Source organism: Kordia sp., from assembly GCF_965283645.1.
Classification (GTDB): domain Bacteria; phylum Bacteroidota; class Bacteroidia; order Flavobacteriales; family Flavobacteriaceae; genus Kordia.
Genome location: NZ_CBDIPG010000001.1, coordinates 5,452,183 through 5,475,533 on the forward strand (window position 1 = coordinate 5,452,183; position 23,351 = coordinate 5,475,533).

The following is a 23,351-nucleotide window of genomic DNA, read 5'->3' on the forward strand; positions in this document are numbered from 1 at the left end:
ATGAACGCACAAATGCCCAGTAAAATAAGCAGTTTAAAGCAAGTATTACTAGTTCTTTGTGCGTTTTTTTATACTGTTGTTGGAATAGGACAGACGAACGCCAAAAAAGTTTATGATTCCATTAGTGAACTTTCAAGTACCAATCTAAAAAAAATAGAACTTTTCAAATCGGAACTACTTCATAAAAAATATACAGATACAGACGTACATGCAGATATGTGTTATAAAGTTGTCAAATTTTGCCAAAAAATAGATCAAACTACAGCAATTTTATTCTTAAAAAAAGAATTGCATTTAAGAAAACAACACATCACGCCGAATAAAGATTTAATTACAAAGGCATATTTTAATTTGGGCTATTTCTATAGATTTAAAAAAGACTATACCAATCAATTAATATATCTTGACAGCGTAGTTTCGTATGACACGGAAATGGACAAACGATGTGGAAATGCATATAAAATGATGGCAGGTGTGTATAAAAACACAGGCGATTATCAACGAGCGTTGGATTATTTTGATCAATCTGAAGTAATTTTTAAAAAAGTGAATGCAAAAAGTAGTTTGTTAGGCACCTACATTAACAAGCTAAGTTTATATGTAGAACAGAAATATAAGATTGCTCCAGAAGATTTTAAAGTGTTAAAAAACAATATGTTAAGTCTTGTGAATGAGCTTGAGTCAGAAGATGAAAAACGACTCATGATTCTATTCAATTTAGGAGCTATTTTATACATTAATAAAGAATATAAAGCTTCTTTGGCGTACTATAAAAAGTCGTTACCATTGGCAGAAAAACTAAAAGATTCTTTCCGAATATCTCAAATTTATACCAATACGGCATTGATTGATGTAAAAAAAGAAAACATACCTAAAGCGTTGGAATTGAATGCTAAAGCACTTTTTTTTGTTGGAAATGATAAAGATCAGAAAAGTACAATCTATGATAATTTAGGAGATATTTATGTAAAAACAAAAGCGCATAAAAAAGGATTGCAGTATTACAACAAAGCAGTACATGAATTGCTTCCGTTTGAATGGGAAACGATTGAAAATCTTCCTGAATATGAACAAATTAAAAATTCTCCGCACCGCAAAGATATTCTAGGATATTTAATAGATAAACAACTTGGTTGGCTCGCGTTTTATGAAGATACAAAAGCAAAAAAATATTTAGTAGCCGCCGAAGAAACCTTAGTCTTAATTGATAAAGTAATTGATCATTTATATTTTGAAAGTAAAGAAAAAATATCAAAACTATTTTGGAGAGAAAAAGGAGCAAAGTTGTATATCAATGCTGTTAAAATATGTTTTTTATTGCATAAACCTGAACAAGCATTTTATTATATAGAGAAAAATAAAGGAATTGTATTGCTCGATAATGTAGCTACATTTAATGCAAAACGAATTGCAAAATTACCACAATCTGTGATTGATAAAGAAGCAGAATTAGCAAAAAGAGTAAAAATACTAGCACAAGAATTACGTTCTGATAAAGCGCAAGACAGCTTAGCAAAAGATTATTTCACAGCGAAAGAAATCTATTACAAATTCCTAACTACACTAGAAAAGAAATATCCTGCATACCAAAGGCATCGGAGAAGTTTACCAATACGTTCAGCAAAAGCTGTTCAAAAAAGCATATCCGAAGACGAAATTGTTGTTGCGTATATTGTAAATGATGTCTTAGGATATGTTTTACTGATGAATCAAGAAAAAGTGCAACTGTATTCATTAAAGGATCAAGAAACGTTACAAACAAAAATTAAAGCATTTAAAAAATTATATGCAAAACCGTTTGAAACAAAACGTGAAACTGCTGATTATCAAATTCTAGGAAATGAAATTTACAAAGAACTGTTTCCTTTTAAAGAGGATTCAATATATACAAACGCGACAAAAATTACAGTTGTTCCTGATGGAATTATAACGTCACTTCCGTTGGAAATTTTACCAATTTCAACCACATTAAATTTACACGATGCTTATCTCATACAGCAAAAAGAAATTAGTTATCAATATTCTTATTCATTAGCTACGGAGAACGAAGCAAGTAGGGCAAAAAGAAAATCAAAAAGTGTTGCTTTTATGTTGACTGCTTTTAAAGATTCAACATTAACTGCTTTAACTCTAAAACCTACAACGTTATCCGAAAACGCAACGCATGTCAATGAAAGTGCAACAAAAGAAACATTTTTAAACGCATACAATACTGCTTCACAAGTATATATATCGTCGCATGCAGGAACTACAAATACGATTCCTTGGTTGGCTATGTTTGATGAAAAAATATACCCAAATGATCTTTATTTTTTAAACAATCCGAAAGAATTGGTCGTATTGAATGCTTGTAAAACATCTGTAGGAATTTTTAAAGAAGGCGAAGGCGTTTTCAGTCTGACAAGAGAATTTCTAAATTCAGGAAGTAAAAGTGTGGTAGCGAGTTTATGGAATGTAAATGAAAAATCGGGAATGGAAATTTTTAATAATTTTCGATCAAACTTACAGCAATCGCACTCAAAATCTGAAGCACTTCACAAGGCAAAAATTGCTTATTTAGAAAAGCATAAAAACACAAGTCAAAGTTCGCCGTATTATTGGGGCGGAATTATCTTAACAGGAAATACGGATGCATTGCCAAAACCACTCAATTCTTTCAATTATTGGTGGTTGTTTGGTATAGGGTTGATTGTGATTGTTGCTACGTTTATATATCTTAAGTATAGAAAACGTACTTAGGAGAGCAAAATGTAACACTCTAAGTGCTGCATTTTAAAGTGTTTTTCTAAACCAAACACCAAACACCAAACTCTTAAAAACACGAAGTGCGATCTAACAGTGAAGCGATTTAATAAGATACATACTCCACAATCTCCAAACCGTAACCAATCATTCCGACTCGTTTTTCTTGGTGTGTATTGGTAACCAATCGTATTTTACTAATGTTGATATCATGTAGAATTTGCGCACCAATCCCGAAATCTTTCGAATCCATTTTTATCTTTGGTGCTTTGTATTCGCCATCAGTTTGCAACTCTTTCAACTCTTTAATTCTTCGTAGTAAATTTAACGAACTCATATCTTGATTGATAAAAATAATTGCGCCTTTTCCTTCGTCGTTAATCAAACGAAACATATCATCAAGTTTTTTATCAGCATTGTTGGTCAATGTTCCTAAAATATCGTCATTTACTAAAGTAGAATTGATTCGAGTTAACACAGGTTCATCATTTGACCAACTTCCTTTGGTTAACGCTATATGTATCTGATTGTTAGTTGTTTGTTGGTATGCACGCAAGCGGAAATCTCCAAAGCGTGTTTGTACATCAAAATCTTCTTTCTTTTCGATTAAAGAATCGTGCTCCATTCTGTACGCTACTAAATCTTCAATAGACACAATTTTTAGATCGAAATTTTTAGCAACTTCTATTAATTGTGGTAAGCGTGCCATTGTTCCGTCTTCATTCATGATTTCCACAATCACACCAGCAGGTTGTAAGCCAGCCAAACGCGCAAAGTCAATTGCGGCTTCTGTATGACCAGTTCTACGCAAAACGCCACCTTCTTTTGCCTTTAATGGGAAAATATGTCCAGGACGAGCTAAATCGAACGGACGCGTATTTTTATCAATAATTGCTTGTACCGTTTTTGAGCGATCGGCAGCAGAAATTCCAGTCGTAACGCCGTTTCCTTTCAAATCAACGGAAATTGTAAACGCCGTTTCCATCGGATCGGTATTGTTACTAACCATCATACCCAATTGTAATTCTTTACAACGATTTTCGGTTAATGGTGCACAAATCAAACCACGGCCATGTGTTGCCATAAAGTTGATCATTTCTGGCGTTACCTTTTCAGCCGCTGCTAAAAAATCTCCTTCATTTTCACGATTTTCATCATCAACCACGATGATAACTTTTCCTTGACGGATATCTTCAATGGCTTCGTGAATGCTATCTAATTGAATCTTTGTGCTTGATTTTGTAGTTACGGTCATGAATTTGTAATTTGACTCGATAATCGAGATTTAAATATATAAAGACTCGTCTCGATATATTATTTTGATTTTCTTTTTTATACCTCACGTAATATGCTGAGGTAATTGTTTACAAAAATAATGATTCTTATGTAATTTGCTTTATAAAAAGATGCTAAAGATTGATAGCTGTATTGGAAGATTTTATGAGAATCAAGAAAATAAAAAAAGCGAGTCGAAACTCGCTTGACACCTTTAACAACAAACCCATTTTTCTCCATCAAAATAAAGACAGGCACAAACGAGTCCGCCAGTTACTTCTTTTTGAGCTTCTTTGTTGAGTTCTTGTACGCCTTCTAGCGCTAAAATGTTTTTTAACATGATCTAAAGTTTTTGGTTATGTAGTAAAGTTACAAAAACAAAAAGCTGTTACCCAGAACACAACATATGATTAGAAAAGCGTTGTGTAAAAAATATTACAGAATACTTTGAATGTTTTTCTTAATGCGGATATTCAATAGGATTAACACCACAAAGTACAGCGGAATTCCTAAAATGGTAATTAGTAAAGCGTATGGTTTGCTTTTAAAAGGTGTGCCTGTAACATCAACGACGTTGTTAAAGAAAATATGTGTACGAACGTAGTGATAGATGAATAATGCGCCAAAAATAACAATAGTCGTAATTAAGCCAATTTTCATCCATTGTTCCATTTCCATATTATTATTCAAAATAGGCAATGCCAATCCTGCTATTAATAATGGTATGTAAAAATAAAAAGCAAATCTTGACGATTTACGATACGAAGCATAATCTTCTTTTGCAGCTTCATAATCTTTGTTTTCAAAAGCACCAAGCACTTTTAAACGTTGTTCAGTAATACCTCTTGACGCTAAAATATCAACACCAAGTGATCGTTCTCCTTCTGTATAATTGTATTTTTGGTAGTTTCTAATGACATCAATTAACTGTTGATCACTTAAAGAACTGAATTTTTCCAGACTTTGCTGATCCGTTTCAGTAATAAGCGCTTTTTCGAAAATAACATCATCTTCAGCACCTTCTTTCGGTTTTACGAATAGATTTTTGAGTACTAAAAAGAATCCATCAAAGCTAAATAATCCTTGATCAGAAGTTGCACGTCTAGTAAAATAAATACTTAACGGAAACATGACTAATGTAGACATCCATGTGCCGAGCCAAGGAGGAATACTTCCGTCTTCTGCACTATTTTTTCCGAAGATTCCTATAAAGTGATATGCTAAAAATAAACAAATAGCAATAACCATTGGCAATCCAATTCCACCTTTACGGATTATAGCTCCTAATGGCGCGCCAACAAAGAATAGAATGATACACGCAATAGCAACAGCAAACTTGTCATGCATGTATATTTTTTGATGATTTATCTTTTTTTCAACACGCTCATAATGATTATTTGTGTTTTTAAGCGTTTTAATACGACCTCCAATACTACTAATTGAAATATCCAATGCTCGCTTTTTATTTTTAAGCGATAAAATGTCTAATATGTTAGTCAAAGAAGCAATAGAATCTTGTTCTACGATGTTGGTAGAATCTTTTGCAATGACAACAATTCCCGAACGCTTTAACATATTGTCTCCAAAATTTATTTTTTCGTCATCATATCGACGTTGAAGCGCTTGGATAGTATCGTACAACTGTTCTACGTTGAACATTTTATACGTATTGTGTGTTTCATTATCAAAATCAACTTTGTTTACTTCACGCAAGTCAATATTCATGATGTATTTTTCAAACGAAACTTTGGCATGTGGCACACGAATAATTTCTTTTGGATCAGAAGGATTAATATCTTCATAGCGATTTCCATCAAACAATACCATTTGTAAAATGTCTGAATCTGGACTACTTTTCAGTTCACCACTTTTAGATTTCATGACAATACGATTCTTTTGATCTTTCGATTTTTGATGAATAATTACTTTATCCAACAATTGATCGTTGTCACCATATTTTCGATCTACTTTAATATTAATATTTCCAATATCATTAAAAACACCTTCACCAATAGCTAAAGCGGGTTTCTTTTTTGCTAAATTTTTACGTAAATTATATTGTTTAAATTCTGACCAAGGAATCACATTGTTTGCAAAGAAAAATGTTCCAATACTTAGTAATACAATAAAAATGATGAGACTTCGCATGGCGCGTTGCAATGAAATTCCTGTAGATTTCATAGCTGCAAATTCATAGCTTTCTGCAAAACGACCAAATGTCATAATGGAAGAAACTAGAATACTTAAAGGCAACACAAGCGGAACTAATTTTGGCGTTGTATACAGTAAGAATTTCAAAATAATTCCTGCATCCAAGCCTTTTCCGGCAAGCTCACCTATAAAAAGCCAAACGGTTTGTAATATAAATATGAACATAAATATTACAAACACAGTAAGGAAGGTTAAGAGATAACTCTTAAGTATATATCTATCTAATATTTTCAAGTAGACTAATCGTTTTTATCAATGTAATAATCTTCGTATTTCGATTCGTCAAATATAAATAAGCTTTTTGATAAAGGCTGATTTGTTTTAAAAGAATTAACAGTTAATGTGGTATTTGTACCATTTTTTCCTGTCTCAATTAAGTTATAGATATGTTTTGTTTTGATGTCAATTCCTAATAATACACTTTTAATGTCTGATTCACTATCAGTTGGCACTAATTTGATGTATTGAATTTTTCGACCTCTAATGTTTTGTAAAATATCCCAAGAATAGGTATATCCATTTTTGTAAAATGTCAACATTTGTGATGGAGATAATGAACCATCATCATCTTCCGCGTTTGTAATGGTTACTTCTTCGTTAGCAGGCACAATTGTATATACTTTTTTAGTGTCGTATATTTTTGTGAATCCTAAAAAGTTTAATAAGTATTTTTCACCTTCAAGTGTTACGTTTCCTTTTGATTCTTGCTTGGTATTCGATTCTTTATTGTTCAATTCGTATTTGAAGTCAATATGAATATTGTTGTAACTGTTTACTTTTTCAGAAACTTCATCCAATAGTTTTTTTGCTTTGTCTGCATTTTGCGCAGTTGCACTAAATGCAATTACTCCTAATACCAACACTAAAACTAACTTTTTCATTTTATCCATTTTTTTCGTTTTCTAATAATTGTTCTAAAGCTAAAATATCTGGAACCAGCACTTGTCGTGCTTTGCTTCCTTCAAATTGACCTACAATTCCTGCGGCTTCTAACTGGTCTATTAAACGTCCGGCTCTGTTGTATCCGAGTTTTAATTTTCGTTGTAATAAAGATGCAGAACCTTGTTGTGCAATTACAATAACTTCTGCCGCCTGTCGGAATAGTTTGTCTCTTTCGGAAATGTCTATATCAAGACTTGTGCCACTTTCTTCACCAACATATTCTGGTAATAAATGTGCGTCAAGATATGCTTTTTGCGCACCAATAAAATCTGTGATTTTTTCTACTTCTGGTGTGTCAACAAACGCACATTGAATTCGAATTAAATCGTTTCCTTGCGTGTACAACATATCACCACGACCAATTAACTGATCGGCTCCAGAATTGTCTAAAATCGTACGTGAATCTATTTTCGACATTACGCGGAACGCAACTCTGGCAGGAAAATTTGCTTTGATCATACCTGTAATTACATTTACAGATGGACGTTGTGTGGCAATAATTAAGTGAATTCCAATAGCACGTGCTAACTGCGCTAAACGTGCAATTGGTGTTTCTACTTCTTTTCCTGCAGTCATAATTAAATCTGCAAATTCATCCACAACCAATACAATATATGGCAAAAACTTATGTCCGTCATTCGGATTCAGTTTTCGCGCTTTAAATTTTGTGTTGTATTCAACAATGTTACGACACAATGCATTTTTTAGTAAATCGTAGCGTTGATCCATTTCTATACACAACGAATTCAACGTGTTAATTACTTTAGAGTTGTCGGTGATAATTGCTTCCTCAGAATCGGGAAGTTTTGCCAAATAATGACGTTCTATTTTGTTGAATAATGTTAATTCTACTTTTTTCGGATCGACTAAAACAAATTTTACTTCCGCAGGATGTTTTTTGTATAAGATTGATGTCAAAATACAATTTAATCCAACTGATTTTCCTTGTCCTGTTGCTCCAGCCATTAGTAAATGTGGCATTTTTGCTAAATCGACTACTAACGTTTCATTGCTAATAGTTTTACCAAACGCAATTGGCAACTGCATTTCTGCTTCCTGAAACCTCTTGGACGCAATAGCAGAGCGCATGGAGACAATAGCAGGTTTTTTGTTCGGAACTTCAATTCCGATGGTTCCTTTTCCTGGCATTGGCGCAATAATACGAATTCCTAAAGCGGCTAATGACAATGCAATATCGTCTTCTAAGTTTTTAATTTTAGAAATACGCACACCAGCTTCTGGAATAATTTCATAGAGCGTTACCGTTGGTCCAACCGTAGCTTTAATACTTGCAATTTCTATTTTATAATTACGAAGCGTCGTAACAATTTGATTTTTATTTTCTTCGAGTTCTTCTTGATTTATGGTAATGGAACTTCCGTTGGTATAATCTTTTAAAAGTTCAATGGTTGGAAAACGGAAATTACCAAGTTCTAGTTTTGGATCAAATTCTCCGTGTTCTTTTACAAGTTTGTCAGATAAGTTTTGGGCAACTGTTTTCTCTTCGACAACTTTTTCAACTTCAATTTCTGTTTCTTCCTCTTTTGGAATTTCAACTTCAAAAGAAGTGTCTTTTTCAGCTTTCTTTTCTTTTCTATCAGAATGATTTTTGATAGTTGGTTGTAAGTTTTCTACTGATAATTCAAACTCAGATTTTTCATCTACTGTCGTTGATTTTTTTCCAGTAGCTTCTTCAATTGTAGCATTTTCAGGAGATACTTCAGTTGTAGTTGTTGTATCTTTTTTCAGCGTAGGTTCAATATTGGTATCACTCGTTGCAAAGTCTTCTTCAAGAGCTTCTTTTTTCTTATTGAAATATTCCATTACATTTTCTGGCGTAAGCCTTAAACGCAACACTGCATAAATGATAGCGCCAAATAATAGAAGTAAGCCAACACCAATTTTACCAACATAATCTTGCAGAAAGGAATTCATTTCAAAACCGATAGTTCCGCCTAATAATGGATATGACATAAAGAAAAATCCTGAAAACAGCGAAAACCAAATAACAATAATGCTTCCCCAAAACCAATTGTTGAATAGTTTTCGTTCGGAAGATAAAAATAATGTCAAACCAGAAATAAATAACAATCCAGCAAAAATTAACGAAGCAACTCCAAATCCTTTGTAGATAAAGAAATGACTAATATTTGCGCCAAACTTCTGCATCCAGTTTTGTGTTTCGGAAGTTCGGGTAAGTTCTCCAACTTCGCTTTGGTCAATTTCCCAAGTAAAGAAAAAAGAAATAAACGCAATAAAGAGTGCCACTGCAAACAACATGAGTAAACTTCCCAAAACAATTTTATGTTGTCTGGTAATTGTAAAATCAGGTTTTTTGAATTTCGGAACTCTAGGAGTTTTGCTGGTTTTCTTTACGGTTTTTTTCTTTGCCATTCAGGAATCACTATTTACTGCAAAAATACAAATTATGCTTAATCTGCAAGATATTTAAAATTAATCTTTAAGCGAAACGTTTTTCCGTAAAATACTAGCATATATAATGAGTAGGAGTGAAGATGTGCTTATTACGAAATATTTCTGTGGAGATGTAATGTATGGGAAAAGAAAAGCGAGATTTCTCCCGCTTGTATTTTACTTTTCACTTCCTTCTGTACAAGTAAGTACAATTCCACATGTTGGATGTGGTGGTCCAACACAGCCAGTAGGAAGTGGACACTCTTTATATGTATGGAGTGCTCCACCTTTTAAGGCGTGTTCTAGATTAGAAATTGATTTCTTGTTTAAGGCTAAAATTTTTAACTCTTTTTTTTTCATAATGAAATGTTTTTGATTAATGATATCAAAAAGGTAAGAAAAAAATTATAGAAAATGTGGTTTTTGTGTTTATTTAACAATCGAAAAACCCGTATTTACAGGGTCTTATTCTTCATTTGGACATGTCAACGAAGGGCAATCTTCATTTGTCCATCTAGTTACACAAACAATAATAGAGTTCCAAAGTGTTTTAGAAGCAACTTTTCCTCCTTGTACTGTATTAGTATCTAGTTTGCTAACTGTTGTCTTTTTTAATGATAAATTTTTAAGTGATCTTTTTTTCATAATCGTATGTTTTATGGTTTATAATAACACGAAGATTGGCATAAAAAAGTGAAGAAAAAATAATCACTTGTCTGAATTGATAAATTCAGAGTGCTACTTTTAAAATATTTTAGGAAGATAAATGAAGCAACCAATAATGACAGCGGCAATTGCGAATATAAAAACGGCACCAGCGGCTAAGTCTTTAATAAGTCCAATTTTTTGATGATGTTCAGGGTGAATAAAATCGGCAATTTCTTCAATAGCTGTGTTCAATCCTTCCAAACTCATAATAAGTCCGATAGTTAGTATTTGCACAATCCATTCTGTTGTAGAGAGTTCAAAGTAAATTCCAGCAATGGTAATTAATACACCAATAAAAAACTGTGCTTTTACGCTAGCTTCTGTTGTAATAAGCAGATATGCGCCTTTAAACGCATATCCGACTCCTTTTATTCTTCCTTTAATGAATTTAATCATCTAATAATGCTTCTAAAGCTGTTTTATAATTTGGTTCTTCCGCAATCTCTGTTATATGTTCCGTATATTTTATGGTTCCGTTTTCATCCAAAACAACAACCGCACGTGAATGTAGTGTTTCCATAGGTCCGTTAATCATATCAACTCCATAGGCTTTTCCAAAACTTCCGTTTTTAAAATCAGACAATGTTTCTACATTATCCAATCCTTCAGCACCACAAAAACGAGTTTGTGCAAATGGTAAATCGCGCGAAATACACAATACTTTTGTATTTTCTAATTCGCTAGCTTCTTGATTAAATGTTCTTACTGAAGTAGCGCAAACACCCGTGTCTACACTTGGAAAAATATTCATTACTACTTTTGAGCCTTTATAATCTTCTAATTTCTTAGTGTTTAAATCTTTAGTTGTTAATGCAAAATCAGGAGCTTTTTCTCCTATATTTGGTAAACTTCCAGAAGTATTGAAAGCTGTTCCATGTAATGTTACTGTTGCCATAATTATTTTGTTTTATAAAGCTTAAAAATAGAGAATATACACGTAAAAAATCATAAATAATCGTTATTTTTTGCACACAGTTAAATAGTAAAAATCTATTACAAAATAAAAATTATCAATTTACTTTATGAAAAAGACATCTTATTATTGACTACTTTAGACATATTAAAAAAATGAATCGTATTTATATCTAATAAACCAAAAACATTTAAAAAATTATGAGTGACGAAAACAAATGTCCTTTTGGGCATGGAACTGCAAAAAGAAGTGCTGGAGGCGGTACAACGAACAGAGACTGGTGGCCAAACGAATTAAAACTAAATATACTACGTCAAAATGCTCAAAAATCTGACCCAATGGGAGAAGATTTTGACTATGCTGCGGCATTTAATAGTGTTGATTTTGCTGAATTAAAACAAGACGTACTTAATATAATGACTGATTCACAAGATTGGTGGCCTGCTGATTACGGTCATTACGGTGGCTTTATGATACGCATGGCTTGGCATAGTGCTGGTACTTACAGAGTAGGAGACGGTCGTGGTGGTGCAGGAACTGGAACACATCGTTTTGCACCTTTAAACAGTTGGCCAGATAATGCCAATTTAGATAAAGCACGTTTATTACTTTGGCCAGTAAAGAAAAAATATGGGCAAAAAATTTCATGGGCAGATTTAATGGTACTTGCAGGAAATTGTGCTCTGGAATCTATGGGATTCAAAACATTTGGTTTTGCTGGAGGACGCACTGATGTTTGGGAACCAGAACAAGATATTTATTGGGGAATGGAAAATGAATGGCTTGGAAATGAGCAACGATATGAAACGGGTGAATTAGAAGACCGTTTAGGAGCTGTTCATATGGGATTAATTTATGTAAACCCAGAAGGTCCAAATGGTGAACCAGATCCTTTAAAATCTGCACACGATATCAAAGTTACGTTTAAAAGAATGGCAATGAATGATGAAGAAACGGTTGCGTTGATTGCTGGAGGACATACCTTTGGAAAAGCACATGGTGCGGCTGATCCAGGCGAATTTATTGGCGTTGAACCACACGGAGCTTCTATGGGAGAAATGAGTACTGGTTGGAAAAACACCTACAAATCAGGAGTGCTAGATGATACCATTACAAGTGGTATTGAAGGTGCTTGGACGCCAAATCCTACAAAATGGGATGCTGATTATTTTGATGTGTTATTAAATTATGATTGGGAATTAACAAAAAGTCCAGCTGGAGCGCATCAATGGACACCAACAGCGGCTTCCAATGCACGAATGGCACCGAAAGCTGGAGATGCAAACGGAACGCAAGCATTGATGATGACTACGGCTGATATGGCATTAAAAGTAGATCCTGAATATTTAAAAATCTCAAAACGTTTCCATGAAGATCATGCCGCTTTTGAAAATGCTTTTGCACGTGCCTGGTATAAATTAACGCATCGTGACATGGGACCAATTGATCGTTACTTAGGTCCAGAAGTACCAAATGAAGAATTAATTTGGCAAGATCCAATTCCAAAAGTAACTTATACATTAAGTGATACGGATATTGATACTTTAAAGAAAATGATATCAGCTTCTGGGTTAACTGTTTCGCAAATGGTTAGAACAGCTTGGTCATCTGCTTCAACGTTTAGAGGATCTGACATGCGTGGAGGCGCAAATGGAGGACGTTTACGTTTAGAGCCACAAAGAAGTTGGGAAGTAAACAATCTTGTTGAACTGAACAAAGTATTGAATATTCTTGATGGAATTCAGAATGAATTTAACGGAACAGTATCCATGGCAGATTTAATCGTATTAGCAGGGAATGTTGGTGTGGAAGAAGGAGCTAAAAATGCGGGTATTTCTGTACATGTTCCTTTTACACAAGGAAGAGGTGATGCGTCTCAAGAACAAACGGATATTGAATCATTCAACAATTTAAAACCAGCTGCTGACGGATTTAGAAACTATATGAAATCTGGATTTAAAACTGCTGGTGAAGATGCATTGGTTGATCGTGCTAACTTATTAACATTATCAATTCCAGAAATGACTGTTTTAGTTGGTGGATTGCGTGTATTAGGAGCAAATTACAACGATTCAAATCATGGAGTGTTTACTGATAACGTTGGGAATTTAACAAACGATTTCTTTTCTAATGTTTTAGATTTTACATATACATGGACAGCCACTTCTGATGACGATCAAATATTTGAAGGACGTGATAGAAAAACGGGTCAGATAAAATTTATTGGAACGCGCGCAGATCTTATATTTGGTTCAAATACAGAACTTAGAGCTGTTGCAGAAGTATATGCCGCTGAAGATGCGAAAGAAAAATTAGTACACGACTTTGTAGCCGCTTGGACAAAAGTGATGAATCTTGATAGATTTGATGTTGCTTAGAAAAGTACAGTTATAACTACATAAAAAAAAGTCACTTCAATTGAAGTGACTTTTTAGGTTATACTGTAAATACTTGTTACGAGTTAGTTATCAATTGATCCCATAACACGTTGCATAAAACTATTTAAAGCTTCTTTTTTTGGAGTACCATTTTTTACCATTTTGTTGACTTCAATTGCGCCATACATATTGGAAATTAATTCTCCGATAACATCTAATTCTTCATCTTTTAGTGAAGGAACTTCTGTTAACGCTTCTAATGTGTCAATAGTTTCAACAACATAATCTTCGTCATTCTCAGCAATAAATTGTGTTAAGTGTTTAATTACAGGTAACTTCATTTAAAAATAATTTTTATTCCCTTGCAAAAGGGAATCTTGTATTAATACTTACTAATTAAGCAATTTCTTCTACTAATTCTTTTAAAACATCAAACTTATTCGTCTGAACTTGATTTACAAATGCACCATTTTTAAAAGTAGCAAACGTAGGTAAGTTATCAACGGTAGCTAATTGTCTTGATTCAGGAAACTTTTCTGCATCTGCAATTACAAAAGTGATATTTTCTAACTCACGTGCTAATTTCTTAACTTTTGGTTTCATGATACGGCAATTGCCACACCAAGTTGCAGAGTATTGTACTACAACCGTTTCGTTGTTGTTGACAAGCTCTTGTAAATTATCTTGATTTAATTCTTGAACCATGATAGCTTAGTTTACGTTTGAAGCTAAATAAGCCGCAGTTCCTTTTGCATTAGCTTGCATAGCTTCTTTTCCTTCTTCCCAGTTTGCAGGACACACTTCTCCTTTTTCTTGTACATGCGTATACGCATCAATCAAACGAATGTATTCGTTTACGTTTCTTCCTACTGGCATATGGTTGATTCCTTCATGGAAAACAGTACCTTCTTCGTCAATTAAATACGTAGCTCTGTAGGTTACGTTATCACCTTCAACTTGGACAGTTCCGGTTTCTTCGTCATATACTTCGTTAGTAATATCTAAAATCCCTAAAATGCTAGATAAGTTTCTGTTCGTATCAGCTAATAAAGGATACGTAACACCTTCAATTCCACCATTATCTTTTGCTGTGTTTAACCAAGCAAAATGTACTTCTGGCGTATCACAAGAAGCTCCGATTACAATCGTATTTCTTTTTTCGAACTCACCTAAAGCAGCTTGAAAAGCGTGTAATTCTGTTGGACACACAAAAGTAAAATCTTTTGGATACCAAAATAATATTACTTTTTTCTTGTTGTTTATTGCTTCTTCTAGGACGTTTAACTTGAAAGTATCGCCCATTTCATTCATTGCGTCTACACTTAAATTTGGAAATTTTTTTCCGACAAATGCCATAATTATATATTTTAAAAAGTTGTTATTTTCTGCAGCAAATATAGCCAAGCAGGCGTTGGTTTTATGTAAAGAAAATTTTAATTCTTTATTGGACAATAGATATCATTTATACTGCGAATTTTGAAACATAAAGGAATTTGATACTAGGTTTTAAATACGTCAGATGGCGTATTTTTTAAATGGCTAGTTTCTAGGAGATTTGTGTTGTTTAAAACGAATATAGATGTACGATGGTTTTGGAATTTTATAGAAAACCAGCTACCTTATACTAAAATTTTGAACCAATATGTTAACCAGATTTTTATGTGCATGAAATTATTTCAACAGTTTACCTATAAAATTTCTCTTATTAGTTGCTTGATGCTAGGTACAATTACTGTTTCGTACGCGCAAACCAATCAACAAGTAATTGACAGTATTTCTGGAGTTTCGCAAGCTATGGAAAACGATTCTGTACGTGTGCAATATTTACACAAAGTCTTTTTTAAATATGCGTATTCAAAACCTGAAATCTCACGAAAACTTTCCGATATAGCTTTACAGAAAAGTAACACTATCGATAATAAACATTTAATTGTACGTTCATTATTGCGAAAAGGAATTTACTATGACATTGTTGGTAAAAAAGATAGTTCATTACACTTATATGATGAAGCCTTTACAATTGCCGAAAAACAAGACGATAAGGATGCAATGGCTTCTGTATTCAATAATAAAGGATTGATTTATTGGGGAAAAGAAAACTACAAAGAAGCTATGAACTATTATTTAAGTTCATACAAAATATTTGAGCAACTTGGGCAGCAAAGAGGACAAGCTAATAGTTTGAACAACATAGGTTTATTGTTGTCCAAACTCGAACGTCCTAAAGAATCGAATGAATATCACAAACGTAGTTTGGCAATTCGTAAAGAAATTGACGATACTTACGGAATTGGCGCATCGTATACAAATATGGTCATGAATTTTTCATCGTTAAAGCAACTAGATTCGTGTGTGTATTATGCACAAAAATCTATTGTAACCAAAACAAAAATCAACGATGTAAAAGGATTGGCAACAAGTTACAACAGCTTAGGGAAAACCTATCAACAACTAAAACGAAGAGATTCTGCGGTGTATTATTTGCAAAAAGCAGATGAAATTTATGCACGTTTTAATGCGCGAACACACCGTGCAAAAAACATTCAATTACTCGGAATTGCACATTATGATGAAGGAAATTATCAAGAAGCTATTGACGCATATACGATTGCTTTAAACAATTTAAACGATTCTCAACTCATGATCAAAAGTCAGGCTGTGCGCAGAATGGCGAATGCGTATCGTGAAATGGGCGATCATAAAAATGCTTCCAATTACTACCAAGAAACCATCGTATTATTAGATACAATTCAGAAAGAAAAAGAAAAAGTTGCCACAACAGAAATTTTTGAAAAATATCAATCTTCCGAAAAAGAAAAAGAAATTCTTTTGCAACGTGTTCAAATTGCAGAACGTAACGAGAAAATATCACACAAAAATATTACCATTTACGGAATGTTAGCTGGTATTTTAGTAGTGTTTGCCATTGGTTATTTACTCTACAATCAGCAAAAGCTAAAAAACAGACAACTCCAAAAAGAGCATGAATTAAAAGATGCCTTACTTAAAGTAGAAACACAAAACAAACTGCATGAACAACGTTTGAAAATTTCGCGCGATTTGCATGATAACATAGGTTCACAATTAACCTTTATTATTTCTTCCATCGACAATTTAAAATATGGTTTAAAAGAAGCAAACCCAGAATTTACAGAGCGTTTGTCCAAGATTAATTTCTTTACCAGAAACACCATCAATCAATTGCGAGATACCATTTGGGCAATGAATATGGATACAGTAAATTTTGAAGATTTGAAAATACGCATGATGAATCATATTGGTCAAGCCAAAGTGTTAACCGGAGCTTCTATTGAGTTTACCAATGAGGTTTCTGAAGCCACTACATTTTCATCATTGGTTGGAATCAATATTTTCAGAATTATGCAAGAAGCCATAAATAACGCTATCAAACATGCAAAATCAGAAGAAATTACGATTCATTTTAAAGAAACGAACGATCAATATGTGTTAACAATTGAAGATGATGGAGTAGGTTTTGAAAATACTTCTGAAACTGAAGGAAATGGTTTAGAAAACATGAAACTCAGAGCGGAAGAAATTTATGGAAAACTGAATATAATATCTGCCACAAAAGCAGGAGCAAAAATTGCGTTAACGTTAGATAAGGCAGTTGCAGATACTATTTAATACGATACTTTTATGAACTATAAAATCGCCATTGCGGAAGACAATACTTTTTTAGCGAATGCTTTAATAGAAAAACTTTCCTTTTTCAACGAAACACTTCACTATACATTTCGAGCGCGTGATGGAAAGGAGTTGATTGAAAAATTAAAGAATAATGCTGAAATCGATTTGATTTTGATGGATATAAAAATGCCAAACATGAACGGTATTGAAGCCACAAAATATATAAAAAAGCAATATCCAGCTATAAAAATTGTGATGATTACGGTTTTTGATGATGATGAAAATATATTTCAATCGATTCAATCTGGCGCAAATGGTTATTTATTAAAAGAAGCAACTGCCGAAGAATTACACAAAGGAGTTGTAGACGTCATGAATGGTGGCGCAACAATGACGCCAAGTATTGCCATGAAAACGCTTAAAATATTGCAAAATGCTGAAATTACTCAGTATGAAGAAAACAATGATATCAAACTCAGCAAACGCGAAAAAGAAGTCTTGGAACAACTAAGCAAAGGGTATGGTTATCAGTTAATTGCAGAAAAACTATTTGTATCGCCAGCAACCATTCGCAAACACATTGAAAATATCTACAGAAAACTCCAAGTACACAATAAAATTGAAGCTGTAGAAAAAGCGCGAAGACATCGTTTATTATGATTCAAAAAACTATCTAAAAAGTAATTGATACCGTTATTACGAGAAACTTTATTTCGAAGTAATCTGTAAGTGACTGACTTGAGTAAAACAGATTGCTTCATTTCATTCGCAATGACTACATTTCTCCGACAGAAACTTATTAGGAAGCTGTTTTACCTTGTAATTGTTTTATTTTAATTTGGAAAGCCGCGAATAATAAAGTTGTAAATGGACTCAACCAGTTAAAGATGGCGTAAAAGAAATATTCGCTAACACCAACACCTAAAACACCAGATTGATACGCTCCACACGTATTCCAAGGAATCAACACAGATGTTACGGTTCCTGAATCTTCTAAAGTTCTACTTAAATTTTCTGGCGCTAAACCTCTGTCTTCATAAGCTTGTTTAAACATTTTCCCAGGAATAACTAAAGCTAAATATTGATCGGAAGCAATAACATTCAACCCTAAACAACTTGCTACCGTGCTTGCAAATAATCCGAAAACACTTGTTGCCATTTTTAGCAATGCTTGTGTAATACGAGATAAGGCGCCGATGGCATCCATAACACCGCCAAAAACCATAGCACAAACTATAAGGAAAATTGTCCATAACATTCCGTTCATTCCTCCTGAACCAAACAATTTCTTTAATCTTTTAATTGTGATTAATTTCTCTAAATTTTCAGCCTTTGTAGCAGCTTCAGTTTGTGATAATGATAAGCCTACAAAAACATTTTCTAAATCTTCTTTAGTATAAATATTTTCAACATCATCATCCGTAAAAATATTATTTAAATCATCATTAGATTTTATAACGTCTAGTTCTTCTTTGGTAAATGTAGCTACATATTCTTCATTAGGAATTTCAATATTAGTATCAGTTAAAACTGCGTTAGAAATTACATCAACTTTAGAAGATGATAATTTATTAATTACATCTGTTTGAAATACCAATGCAAATATTGCTGCAAGAACTACACCTGTTAATAATGCAATCAATGGTTTTACTTTAAATAATATTAAAGCAATTACTGTTAGCGGAACTACAAACAGCCAAGGAGTAATATTAAAATTGGTACGTATTGTTTCTAATAAAAAAGCAGTATCTGTATTTCCGTTTGTTTCTACAGTTGTACTTAATATGGTAAATACAATGAGCGTAACTATAATTGTAGGAACTGTTGTTAAGGACATATAGCGGATATGTGTAAACAAGTCTGTTCCTGCCATTGCAGGAGCTAAATTTGTAGTATCACTCAAAGGCGACATCTTGTCTCCAAAATATGCTCCAGAAATTACCGCTCCAGCAATCATTCCTGTTGGAATTCCCAAAGTACTACCAATTCCGATTAATGCAATACCAACTGTTGCAGACGTAGTCCAGCTACTACCTGTAGCAATAGAAATAATAGCTGCAATTATAACAGAAGCTGGTAAAAATATTTCAGGACTCAACACTTGTAAACCATAATATACCATTGCAGGAATAATACCGCTGACCAACCAAGTTCCAGCCAAAGCTCCAACAAGAAATAAAATCATAATTGGGACAAACACACTTCTAAGGTTTTCCCAAATTTCCTTTACCATTAAACGAATAGAAACTTTGTTGAACAGACCATCAATGATGGCAACTCCTGCACCTAACAATAGAATTATTTGATTTGTATAAGCTCCAAACCATTCTTGATCTTCTACAAAAAATATATTATAAGCCAATAATCCCATTAAAATCACAACAGGAATTAAAGCTTCCCAAATGCTTAATTCTGTATTACTAATGATTGTTAGGTCTTTTACTTTTGTTTCAGAAATGTTATTATCTTCTTGCATAATGATTCGGTTGGTTTCTTAGCGTAATGTTACGATTTTGTAAACTACTATGCAAATCAATTTGGTTGCGTACCTTTGCGAACTTATAATTTAGATCAATTCATGGATTCATTAACGCAAATAGTACTAGGAGCCGCTTGTGGAGAAGCAGCTATGGGGAAAAAGATTGGAAACAAGGCGTTATTGTTTGGAGCAATTGGTGGAACAATTCCAGATTTAGATGTGTTTGTCGGAAACTGGTTGTATGACAATCAAATTGACGCCATGCTGTTTCACAGAGGCTTTATGCATTCAATTACTTTTGCTATTTTAGCCGCTTTTCTCCTTGGCTTATTGGTATATAAATTATATGATAAAGGAAAAAGAAAAGACACAACTACTCAAAAAGATTGGACGTGGCTGTTTTTCTTGTCAATCTTCACACATCCTATCTTAGATTGCTTTACAGGATACGGAACGCAATTATTTTTACCATTTTCTAATTACCGTGTAGCATTTAGCAATATTTCGGTGGCAGATCCTGCATATACAATACCTTTCCTATTATGTTTGATTGTCATGATGTTTTTTAATCGAAAAAATCCAACACGAAAATTATGGTTGAAACTTGGTTTAGGAATTAGTTCTGTATATATGTTATTTACGATTGGAAATAAATTCTACATCAATTCTGTATTTGAAAAAACCTTGGCAGCGAAAGGCATACAATATGAACGTTACAATACAGAAGCTTCTATTTTAAACAATATCTTATGGTACGGAATTGCAGAAACTGAAACCGATTATCATGTTGGTTTTTATTCATTATTTGATACCAAATCTACCTTTACAGATTGGCAGACTATTCCTAAAAATCACGATTTAATTCCAAAAAACAACCCTGATTTGGCAAAACTCACGTGGTTTAGCAATAATTATTACAATTTAGAAAAAAACGGAGACGGAACGTATATATACAGTGATTTACGTTATCCTTCTATAGATACAGGAAATGGGAAATCTGCTGTTTTTTCATTTATAGTTTTTAAAGATGGAAATCGACTCAACATGAAACCATTTCAACCAGAATTTGATGAAAATATGACCATTTGGGACGTTTTAGAGATTTTTTGGGAACGAATAAAGGGGAAATAGTTTTTTTGGTTTATGAATTGTGAACTACTGCAAAGTTTTCAAAATTGTAACGTCATACTAAACTTGATTCAGTATCTTATTCCTAATATGCGATTCAAAATGACAGCTTTTAAAGTTGTGAGATAATGTATAGATTATAAAAAAATTGAAAGGAATCAAAGATAATTTCAACTAGATTGATGATAATAGTTCAATCTATAAACCATTCTCATACAAAAATCCAACACATTTGCTACACACATTCTTTCCAACTTTGGCACATTGTTTTCGGGCACTATTTTCGGGTTGACAGGAAAAAATAGTTATTGAATCATCTTCAATATCCATTTTTCCACAAATTGATTTTTGTTGCGAGCGACACTCATCTTCTCTAGTTTTTGAAGCTAAAAATAAGTGCATTTCTCCAGTGTCTTTTTGCGCTCTTAATATGTAAACATTTCGGCTCATTCTGTAGGGTTTCTTAATAATTCATTGAATTTAAAATTCAATGATAAGGATAACCTTTTTATGAATTTTACGGAAAACCGTAAAGCATCACTATTTTATAAAAAGCGAGTATTATTACTTAAGTTATTTCTTTTATATGGTGTAAGTATTTGAATAAAAAAAGGAATATCTCTCAATATTCCTTTTTCATCGTAGTAACTAAAAAAGCCTAATTACACCAAAGCAGGCTGTAAAATATTAAGCTCACGCATGCATGCACGCATGATAGTATAGGTTCTTTCAATATCATCGTCCAAACCTATAGAGAAGCGAATCAAGCCATCAGTTAAGCCCATTTCGGCTTGTTCGTCTTCTGGTATTTCTGAAGATGTTGAAGTACCTGGCGCACTAAATAAGGTTTTGTAAAATCCTAAACTTACGGCTAAGTATCCTAAATTTCGTTCTTGCATTAGCTCCATGAGTTCGTTGGCTTTGTCAATATTTCCAACATCAATAGTAAGCATGCCACCGAAACCATATGCCGAATTCATCATACTTTTAAATAATTCATGTGAAGGATGTGAAGTCAAACCTGGATAAACAGTTTTTAAACCATCTTCTTCAAACTTTTTTGCCAAATACGCCGCATTGTGACTATGTTGTTTCATACGAATGTGTAATGTTCGTAAATTCTTCAACACAGAAGCTGCACGCAAACTATCCATTGTTGAACCCAATAACATACTTGCGCCATCATTTACATTACGTAACTGATCAATAAATGCTTGTGTGCCACAAACAACGCCGCCAACAGTATCACTTGAACCGTTTATGAATTTTGTTAAACTATGAATCACAACATCTGCGCCTAATTTTGCAGGCGAAATTGACAAAGGAGAAAATGTATTGTCTACCACTAATTGTAAATTGTATTTCTTGGCAATTCTGGCCAGACCAGCAATATTAGCAACTTCCAACAACGGATTGCTGACAGATTCACAGTATAATACTTTCGTATTTGGTGTAATTGCGGCTTCTACAACGTCTAATTTTGTGATGTCTACAAATGAAGTTTCAATATTGAATCGTGGTGTAAAGTTTTTCAAAAAAGCATAGGTTCCACCATAAATTGTTCTGCTCGATACAATATGATCGCCACTTTGGCACAATTGTAATAAAACTGGTGTAATTGCGCCCATTCCAGAAGCAGAAACGTTTGCAGTTTCTGTTCCTTCCATTGCCGCTAAGGCTTCTCCTAAATATAAATTACTTGGAGAGGTATGTCTTGAGTACAAATAACAACCATCTGCGTCACCTTCAAAGGTGTCAAACATGGTTTTTGCGGATAAAAAGGTATAGGTTGATGAATCTGAAATTGAGGGATTTACACCTCCAAATTCACCGAAATATTGTAAATCTTGAATTGTATTCGCAGGATTGAACTTCATATTTTTTTAAATTTAAATAGTAAGTAAAATTCAGTATTATTAGAATTATAATCAAGTATTAGTAATTTATATAGAAAATAAAACTATTTAATTGTATTTTTAATGAAATATTATTTAAGAACAATTAAAAAATAACACACATATAGAATTTTTTCCATGTTGAAATTAGATCAAACCGACCGAACACTTTTGATGTTGTTGCAAACAGATAGCAAACAAACGACCAAAGAATTATCAAATAAGCTAAATTTATCAGTTACGGCTGTATATGAACGTGTCAAAAAGCTTGAAAAAGAAGGTGTTGTTAAAAATTATGTCGCAATTTTAGATAAAAAACGAATCGCAAAAAGTTTTATGGCGCAATGTCATGTTCGACTAACACAGCATTCTAAAGATTTTGTAATGAAGTTTGAGCGTGAAATTATAAAGTTAGAAGAAGTATTAGAATGTTACCATGTTAGTGGTGATTACGATTACATATTAAAAATACTCGTTACAGATATGGAAGCGTATCGCGATTTTATGGTAACCAAATTAACGGCAATTCCAAATATTGGAAACACACATAGTATTTTTGTGATTGGAGAAGTAAAGCATACTACGGCTATTTCTGTGTAGAAATACATATCTTT

At 33.2% G+C, this 23,351-nt stretch carries 21 protein-coding genes; 6 read left to right on the top strand and 15 right to left on the bottom strand.

The genetic code is table 11. The annotated features are described in order from the left end of the window. Entirely contained in the window at positions 1-2,739 is a 2,739-nt protein-coding gene (locus ACQ654_RS23985; protein ID WP_430412875.1) for a CHAT domain-containing protein, read from the top strand. Positions 2,740-2,848: 109 nt separating this feature from the next. Here ACQ654_RS23985 and ribB read toward each other — a convergent pair whose 3' ends face one another. From ribB to tpx, 9 genes are all read right to left on the bottom strand, one after another. After that, the gene (gene ribB / locus ACQ654_RS23990; protein WP_430412876.1) at positions 2,849-3,997 is read right to left on the bottom strand and encodes a 3,4-dihydroxy-2-butanone-4-phosphate synthase; all 1,149 of its coding nucleotides are present in this window, start codon (positions 3,995-3,997) and stop codon (positions 2,849-2,851) included. A gap of 234 nt (positions 3,998-4,231) precedes the next feature. Beyond that, positions 4,232-4,357: a hypothetical protein gene (locus ACQ654_RS23995; protein ID WP_430412877.1), complete on the bottom strand. Its 126-nt coding sequence runs from the start codon at positions 4,355-4,357 to the stop codon at positions 4,232-4,234. A 95-nt stretch (positions 4,358-4,452) separates the two neighbouring features. Beyond that, on the bottom strand, positions 4,453-6,393 hold the full coding sequence (locus tag ACQ654_RS24000) for an LptF/LptG family permease (RefSeq protein WP_430412878.1): 1,941 nt from the start codon (positions 6,391-6,393) through the stop codon (positions 4,453-4,455). A 74-nt stretch (positions 6,394-6,467) separates the two neighbouring features. Beyond that, positions 6,468-7,109, bottom strand: a complete 642-nt coding sequence (locus ACQ654_RS24005; protein ID WP_430412879.1) for a LolA family protein — start codon at positions 7,107-7,109, stop codon at positions 6,468-6,470. Between the two features lies 1 nt (position 7,110). Next, positions 7,111-9,564, bottom strand: coding sequence for a DNA translocase FtsK (locus tag ACQ654_RS24010; protein WP_430412880.1), 2,454 nt, complete (start codon positions 9,562-9,564; stop codon positions 7,111-7,113). A 198-nt stretch (positions 9,565-9,762) separates the two neighbouring features. Next, entirely contained in the window at positions 9,763-9,945 is a 183-nt protein-coding gene (locus ACQ654_RS24015) for a hypothetical protein (protein ID WP_430412881.1), read from the bottom strand. Between the two features lie 105 nt (positions 9,946-10,050). Next, positions 10,051-10,230 carry a hypothetical protein gene (locus ACQ654_RS24020; protein WP_430412882.1) on the bottom strand — a complete coding sequence of 60 codons (180 nt, stop codon included), beginning with the start codon at positions 10,228-10,230 and terminating at the stop codon, positions 10,051-10,053. Positions 10,231-10,329: 99 nt separating this feature from the next. Then, entirely contained in the window at positions 10,330-10,689 is a 360-nt protein-coding gene (locus ACQ654_RS24025; protein ID WP_430412883.1) for a diacylglycerol kinase, read from the bottom strand. Next, complete coding sequence (gene tpx, locus ACQ654_RS24030) at positions 10,682-11,188, bottom strand: thiol peroxidase (RefSeq protein WP_430412884.1); 507 nt, start codon at positions 11,186-11,188, stop codon at positions 10,682-10,684. Before tpx ends, ACQ654_RS24025 begins: the two co-directional genes overlap by 8 nt. 218 nt (positions 11,189-11,406) lie before the next feature. On the opposite strand from tpx, the gene katG reads away from it, so the two are divergent. Beyond that, on the top strand, positions 11,407-13,584 hold the full coding sequence (gene katG, locus ACQ654_RS24035; protein ID WP_430412885.1) for a catalase/peroxidase HPI: 2,178 nt from the start codon (positions 11,407-11,409) through the stop codon (positions 13,582-13,584). An 83-nt stretch (positions 13,585-13,667) separates the two neighbouring features. Here katG and ACQ654_RS24040 read toward each other — a convergent pair whose 3' ends face one another. From ACQ654_RS24040 to ACQ654_RS24050, 3 genes are read right to left on the bottom strand one after another with little or no spacing between them, the layout of a single operon-like run. Further along, positions 13,668-13,925, bottom strand: coding sequence for a DUF6952 family protein (locus ACQ654_RS24040; RefSeq protein ID WP_430412886.1), 258 nt, complete (start codon positions 13,923-13,925; stop codon positions 13,668-13,670). Between the two features lie 55 nt (positions 13,926-13,980). Next, positions 13,981-14,289: a thioredoxin family protein gene (locus tag ACQ654_RS24045; RefSeq protein ID WP_430412887.1), complete on the bottom strand. Its 309-nt coding sequence runs from the start codon at positions 14,287-14,289 to the stop codon at positions 13,981-13,983. A 6-nt stretch (positions 14,290-14,295) separates the two neighbouring features. After that, positions 14,296-14,940 (bottom strand): peroxiredoxin, encoded by a 645-nt coding sequence (locus tag ACQ654_RS24050; RefSeq protein ID WP_430413051.1) that lies wholly within the window; start codon positions 14,938-14,940, stop codon positions 14,296-14,298. Positions 14,941-15,249: 309 nt separating this feature from the next. On the opposite strand from ACQ654_RS24050, the gene ACQ654_RS24055 reads away from it, so the two are divergent. Together ACQ654_RS24055 and ACQ654_RS24060 are read left to right on the top strand one after the other, a co-directional pair. Further along, a complete protein-coding gene (locus ACQ654_RS24055; RefSeq protein ID WP_430412888.1) occupies positions 15,250-17,232 on the top strand; it encodes a tetratricopeptide repeat-containing sensor histidine kinase in 1,983 nt (660 codons plus the stop codon). Positions 17,233-17,244: 12 nt separating this feature from the next. Then, complete coding sequence (locus tag ACQ654_RS24060) at positions 17,245-17,895, top strand: response regulator (RefSeq protein WP_430412889.1); 651 nt, start codon at positions 17,245-17,247, stop codon at positions 17,893-17,895. A 139-nt stretch (positions 17,896-18,034) separates the two neighbouring features. Here the strand turns inward: ACQ654_RS24060 and ACQ654_RS24065 are convergent, their stop codons facing one another. Continuing rightward, complete coding sequence (locus ACQ654_RS24065; protein WP_430412890.1) at positions 18,035-19,711, bottom strand: Na+/H+ antiporter NhaC family protein; 1,677 nt, start codon at positions 19,709-19,711, stop codon at positions 18,035-18,037. A 102-nt stretch (positions 19,712-19,813) separates the two neighbouring features. Between ACQ654_RS24065 and ACQ654_RS24070 the strand changes: the two genes are divergently transcribed. Next, positions 19,814-20,845: a metal-dependent hydrolase gene (locus ACQ654_RS24070; RefSeq protein ID WP_430412891.1), complete on the top strand. Its 1,032-nt coding sequence runs from the start codon at positions 19,814-19,816 to the stop codon at positions 20,843-20,845. Between the two features lie 195 nt (positions 20,846-21,040). On the opposite strand, the gene ACQ654_RS24075 is transcribed toward ACQ654_RS24070, so the two are convergent. Together ACQ654_RS24075 and ACQ654_RS24080 are read right to left on the bottom strand one after the other, a co-directional pair. After that, on the bottom strand, positions 21,041-21,292 hold the full coding sequence (locus ACQ654_RS24075; RefSeq protein WP_430412892.1) for a hypothetical protein: 252 nt from the start codon (positions 21,290-21,292) through the stop codon (positions 21,041-21,043). A 212-nt stretch (positions 21,293-21,504) separates the two neighbouring features. After that, positions 21,505-22,719, bottom strand: a complete 1,215-nt coding sequence (locus ACQ654_RS24080; RefSeq protein WP_430412893.1) for an aminotransferase class I/II-fold pyridoxal phosphate-dependent enzyme — start codon at positions 22,717-22,719, stop codon at positions 21,505-21,507. A 156-nt stretch (positions 22,720-22,875) separates the two neighbouring features. Here ACQ654_RS24080 and ACQ654_RS24085 point away from each other — a divergent pair, with 156 nt between their 5' ends. Continuing rightward, positions 22,876-23,337: an Lrp/AsnC family transcriptional regulator gene (locus tag ACQ654_RS24085; protein ID WP_430412894.1), complete on the top strand. Its 462-nt coding sequence runs from the start codon at positions 22,876-22,878 to the stop codon at positions 23,335-23,337. Positions 23,338-23,351 lie beyond the last annotated feature (14 nt).

Bases quoted from the DNA above. Each gene is read 5' to 3' on its own strand.
- ACQ654_RS23985 (WP_430412875.1), top strand. From the start codon at position 1: ATGAACGCACAAATGCCCAGTAAAATAAGCAGTTTAAAGCAAGTATTA.
- katG (WP_430412885.1), top strand. From the start codon at position 11,407: ATGAGTGACGAAAACAAATGTCCTTTTGGGCATGGAACTGCAAAAAGA.
- ACQ654_RS24050 (WP_430413051.1), bottom strand. From the start codon at position 14,940: ATGGCATTTGTCGGAAAAAAATTTCCAAATTTAAGTGTAGACGCAATG.
- ACQ654_RS24080 (WP_430412893.1), bottom strand. From the start codon at position 22,719: ATGAAGTTCAATCCTGCGAATACAATTCAAGATTTACAATATTTCGGT.
- ACQ654_RS24000 (WP_430412878.1), bottom strand. From the start codon at position 6,393: ATGTTCATATTTATATTACAAACCGTTTGGCTTTTTATAGGTGAGCTT.
- ACQ654_RS24020 (WP_430412882.1), bottom strand. From the start codon at position 10,230: ATGAAAAAAAGATCACTTAAAAATTTATCATTAAAAAAGACAACAGTT.
- ACQ654_RS24065 (WP_430412890.1), bottom strand. From the start codon at position 19,711: ATGCAAGAAGATAATAACATTTCTGAAACAAAAGTAAAAGACCTAACA.
- ACQ654_RS24085 (WP_430412894.1), top strand. From the start codon at position 22,876: ATGTTGAAATTAGATCAAACCGACCGAACACTTTTGATGTTGTTGCAA.
- ACQ654_RS24025 (WP_430412883.1), bottom strand. From the start codon at position 10,689: ATGATTAAATTCATTAAAGGAAGAATAAAAGGAGTCGGATATGCGTTT.
- ACQ654_RS24055 (WP_430412888.1), top strand. From the start codon at position 15,250: ATGAAATTATTTCAACAGTTTACCTATAAAATTTCTCTTATTAGTTGC.
- ACQ654_RS24040 (WP_430412886.1), bottom strand. From the start codon at position 13,925: ATGAAGTTACCTGTAATTAAACACTTAACACAATTTATTGCTGAGAAT.
- ACQ654_RS24005 (WP_430412879.1), bottom strand. From the start codon at position 7,109: ATGAAAAAGTTAGTTTTAGTGTTGGTATTAGGAGTAATTGCATTTAGT.
- ACQ654_RS24010 (WP_430412880.1), bottom strand. From the start codon at position 9,564: ATGGCAAAGAAAAAAACCGTAAAGAAAACCAGCAAAACTCCTAGAGTT.
- ACQ654_RS24075 (WP_430412892.1), bottom strand. From the start codon at position 21,292: ATGAGCCGAAATGTTTACATATTAAGAGCGCAAAAAGACACTGGAGAA.
- ribB (WP_430412876.1), bottom strand. From the start codon at position 3,997: ATGACCGTAACTACAAAATCAAGCACAAAGATTCAATTAGATAGCATT.
- ACQ654_RS24045 (WP_430412887.1), bottom strand. From the start codon at position 14,289: ATGGTTCAAGAATTAAATCAAGATAATTTACAAGAGCTTGTCAACAAC.
- ACQ654_RS24015 (WP_430412881.1), bottom strand. From the start codon at position 9,945: ATGAAAAAAAAAGAGTTAAAAATTTTAGCCTTAAACAAGAAATCAATT.
- ACQ654_RS24060 (WP_430412889.1), top strand. From the start codon at position 17,245: ATGAACTATAAAATCGCCATTGCGGAAGACAATACTTTTTTAGCGAAT.
- ACQ654_RS24070 (WP_430412891.1), top strand. From the start codon at position 19,814: ATGGATTCATTAACGCAAATAGTACTAGGAGCCGCTTGTGGAGAAGCA.
- tpx (WP_430412884.1), bottom strand. From the start codon at position 11,188: ATGGCAACAGTAACATTACATGGAACAGCTTTCAATACTTCTGGAAGT.
- ACQ654_RS23995 (WP_430412877.1), bottom strand. From the start codon at position 4,357: ATGTTAAAAAACATTTTAGCGCTAGAAGGCGTACAAGAACTCAACAAA.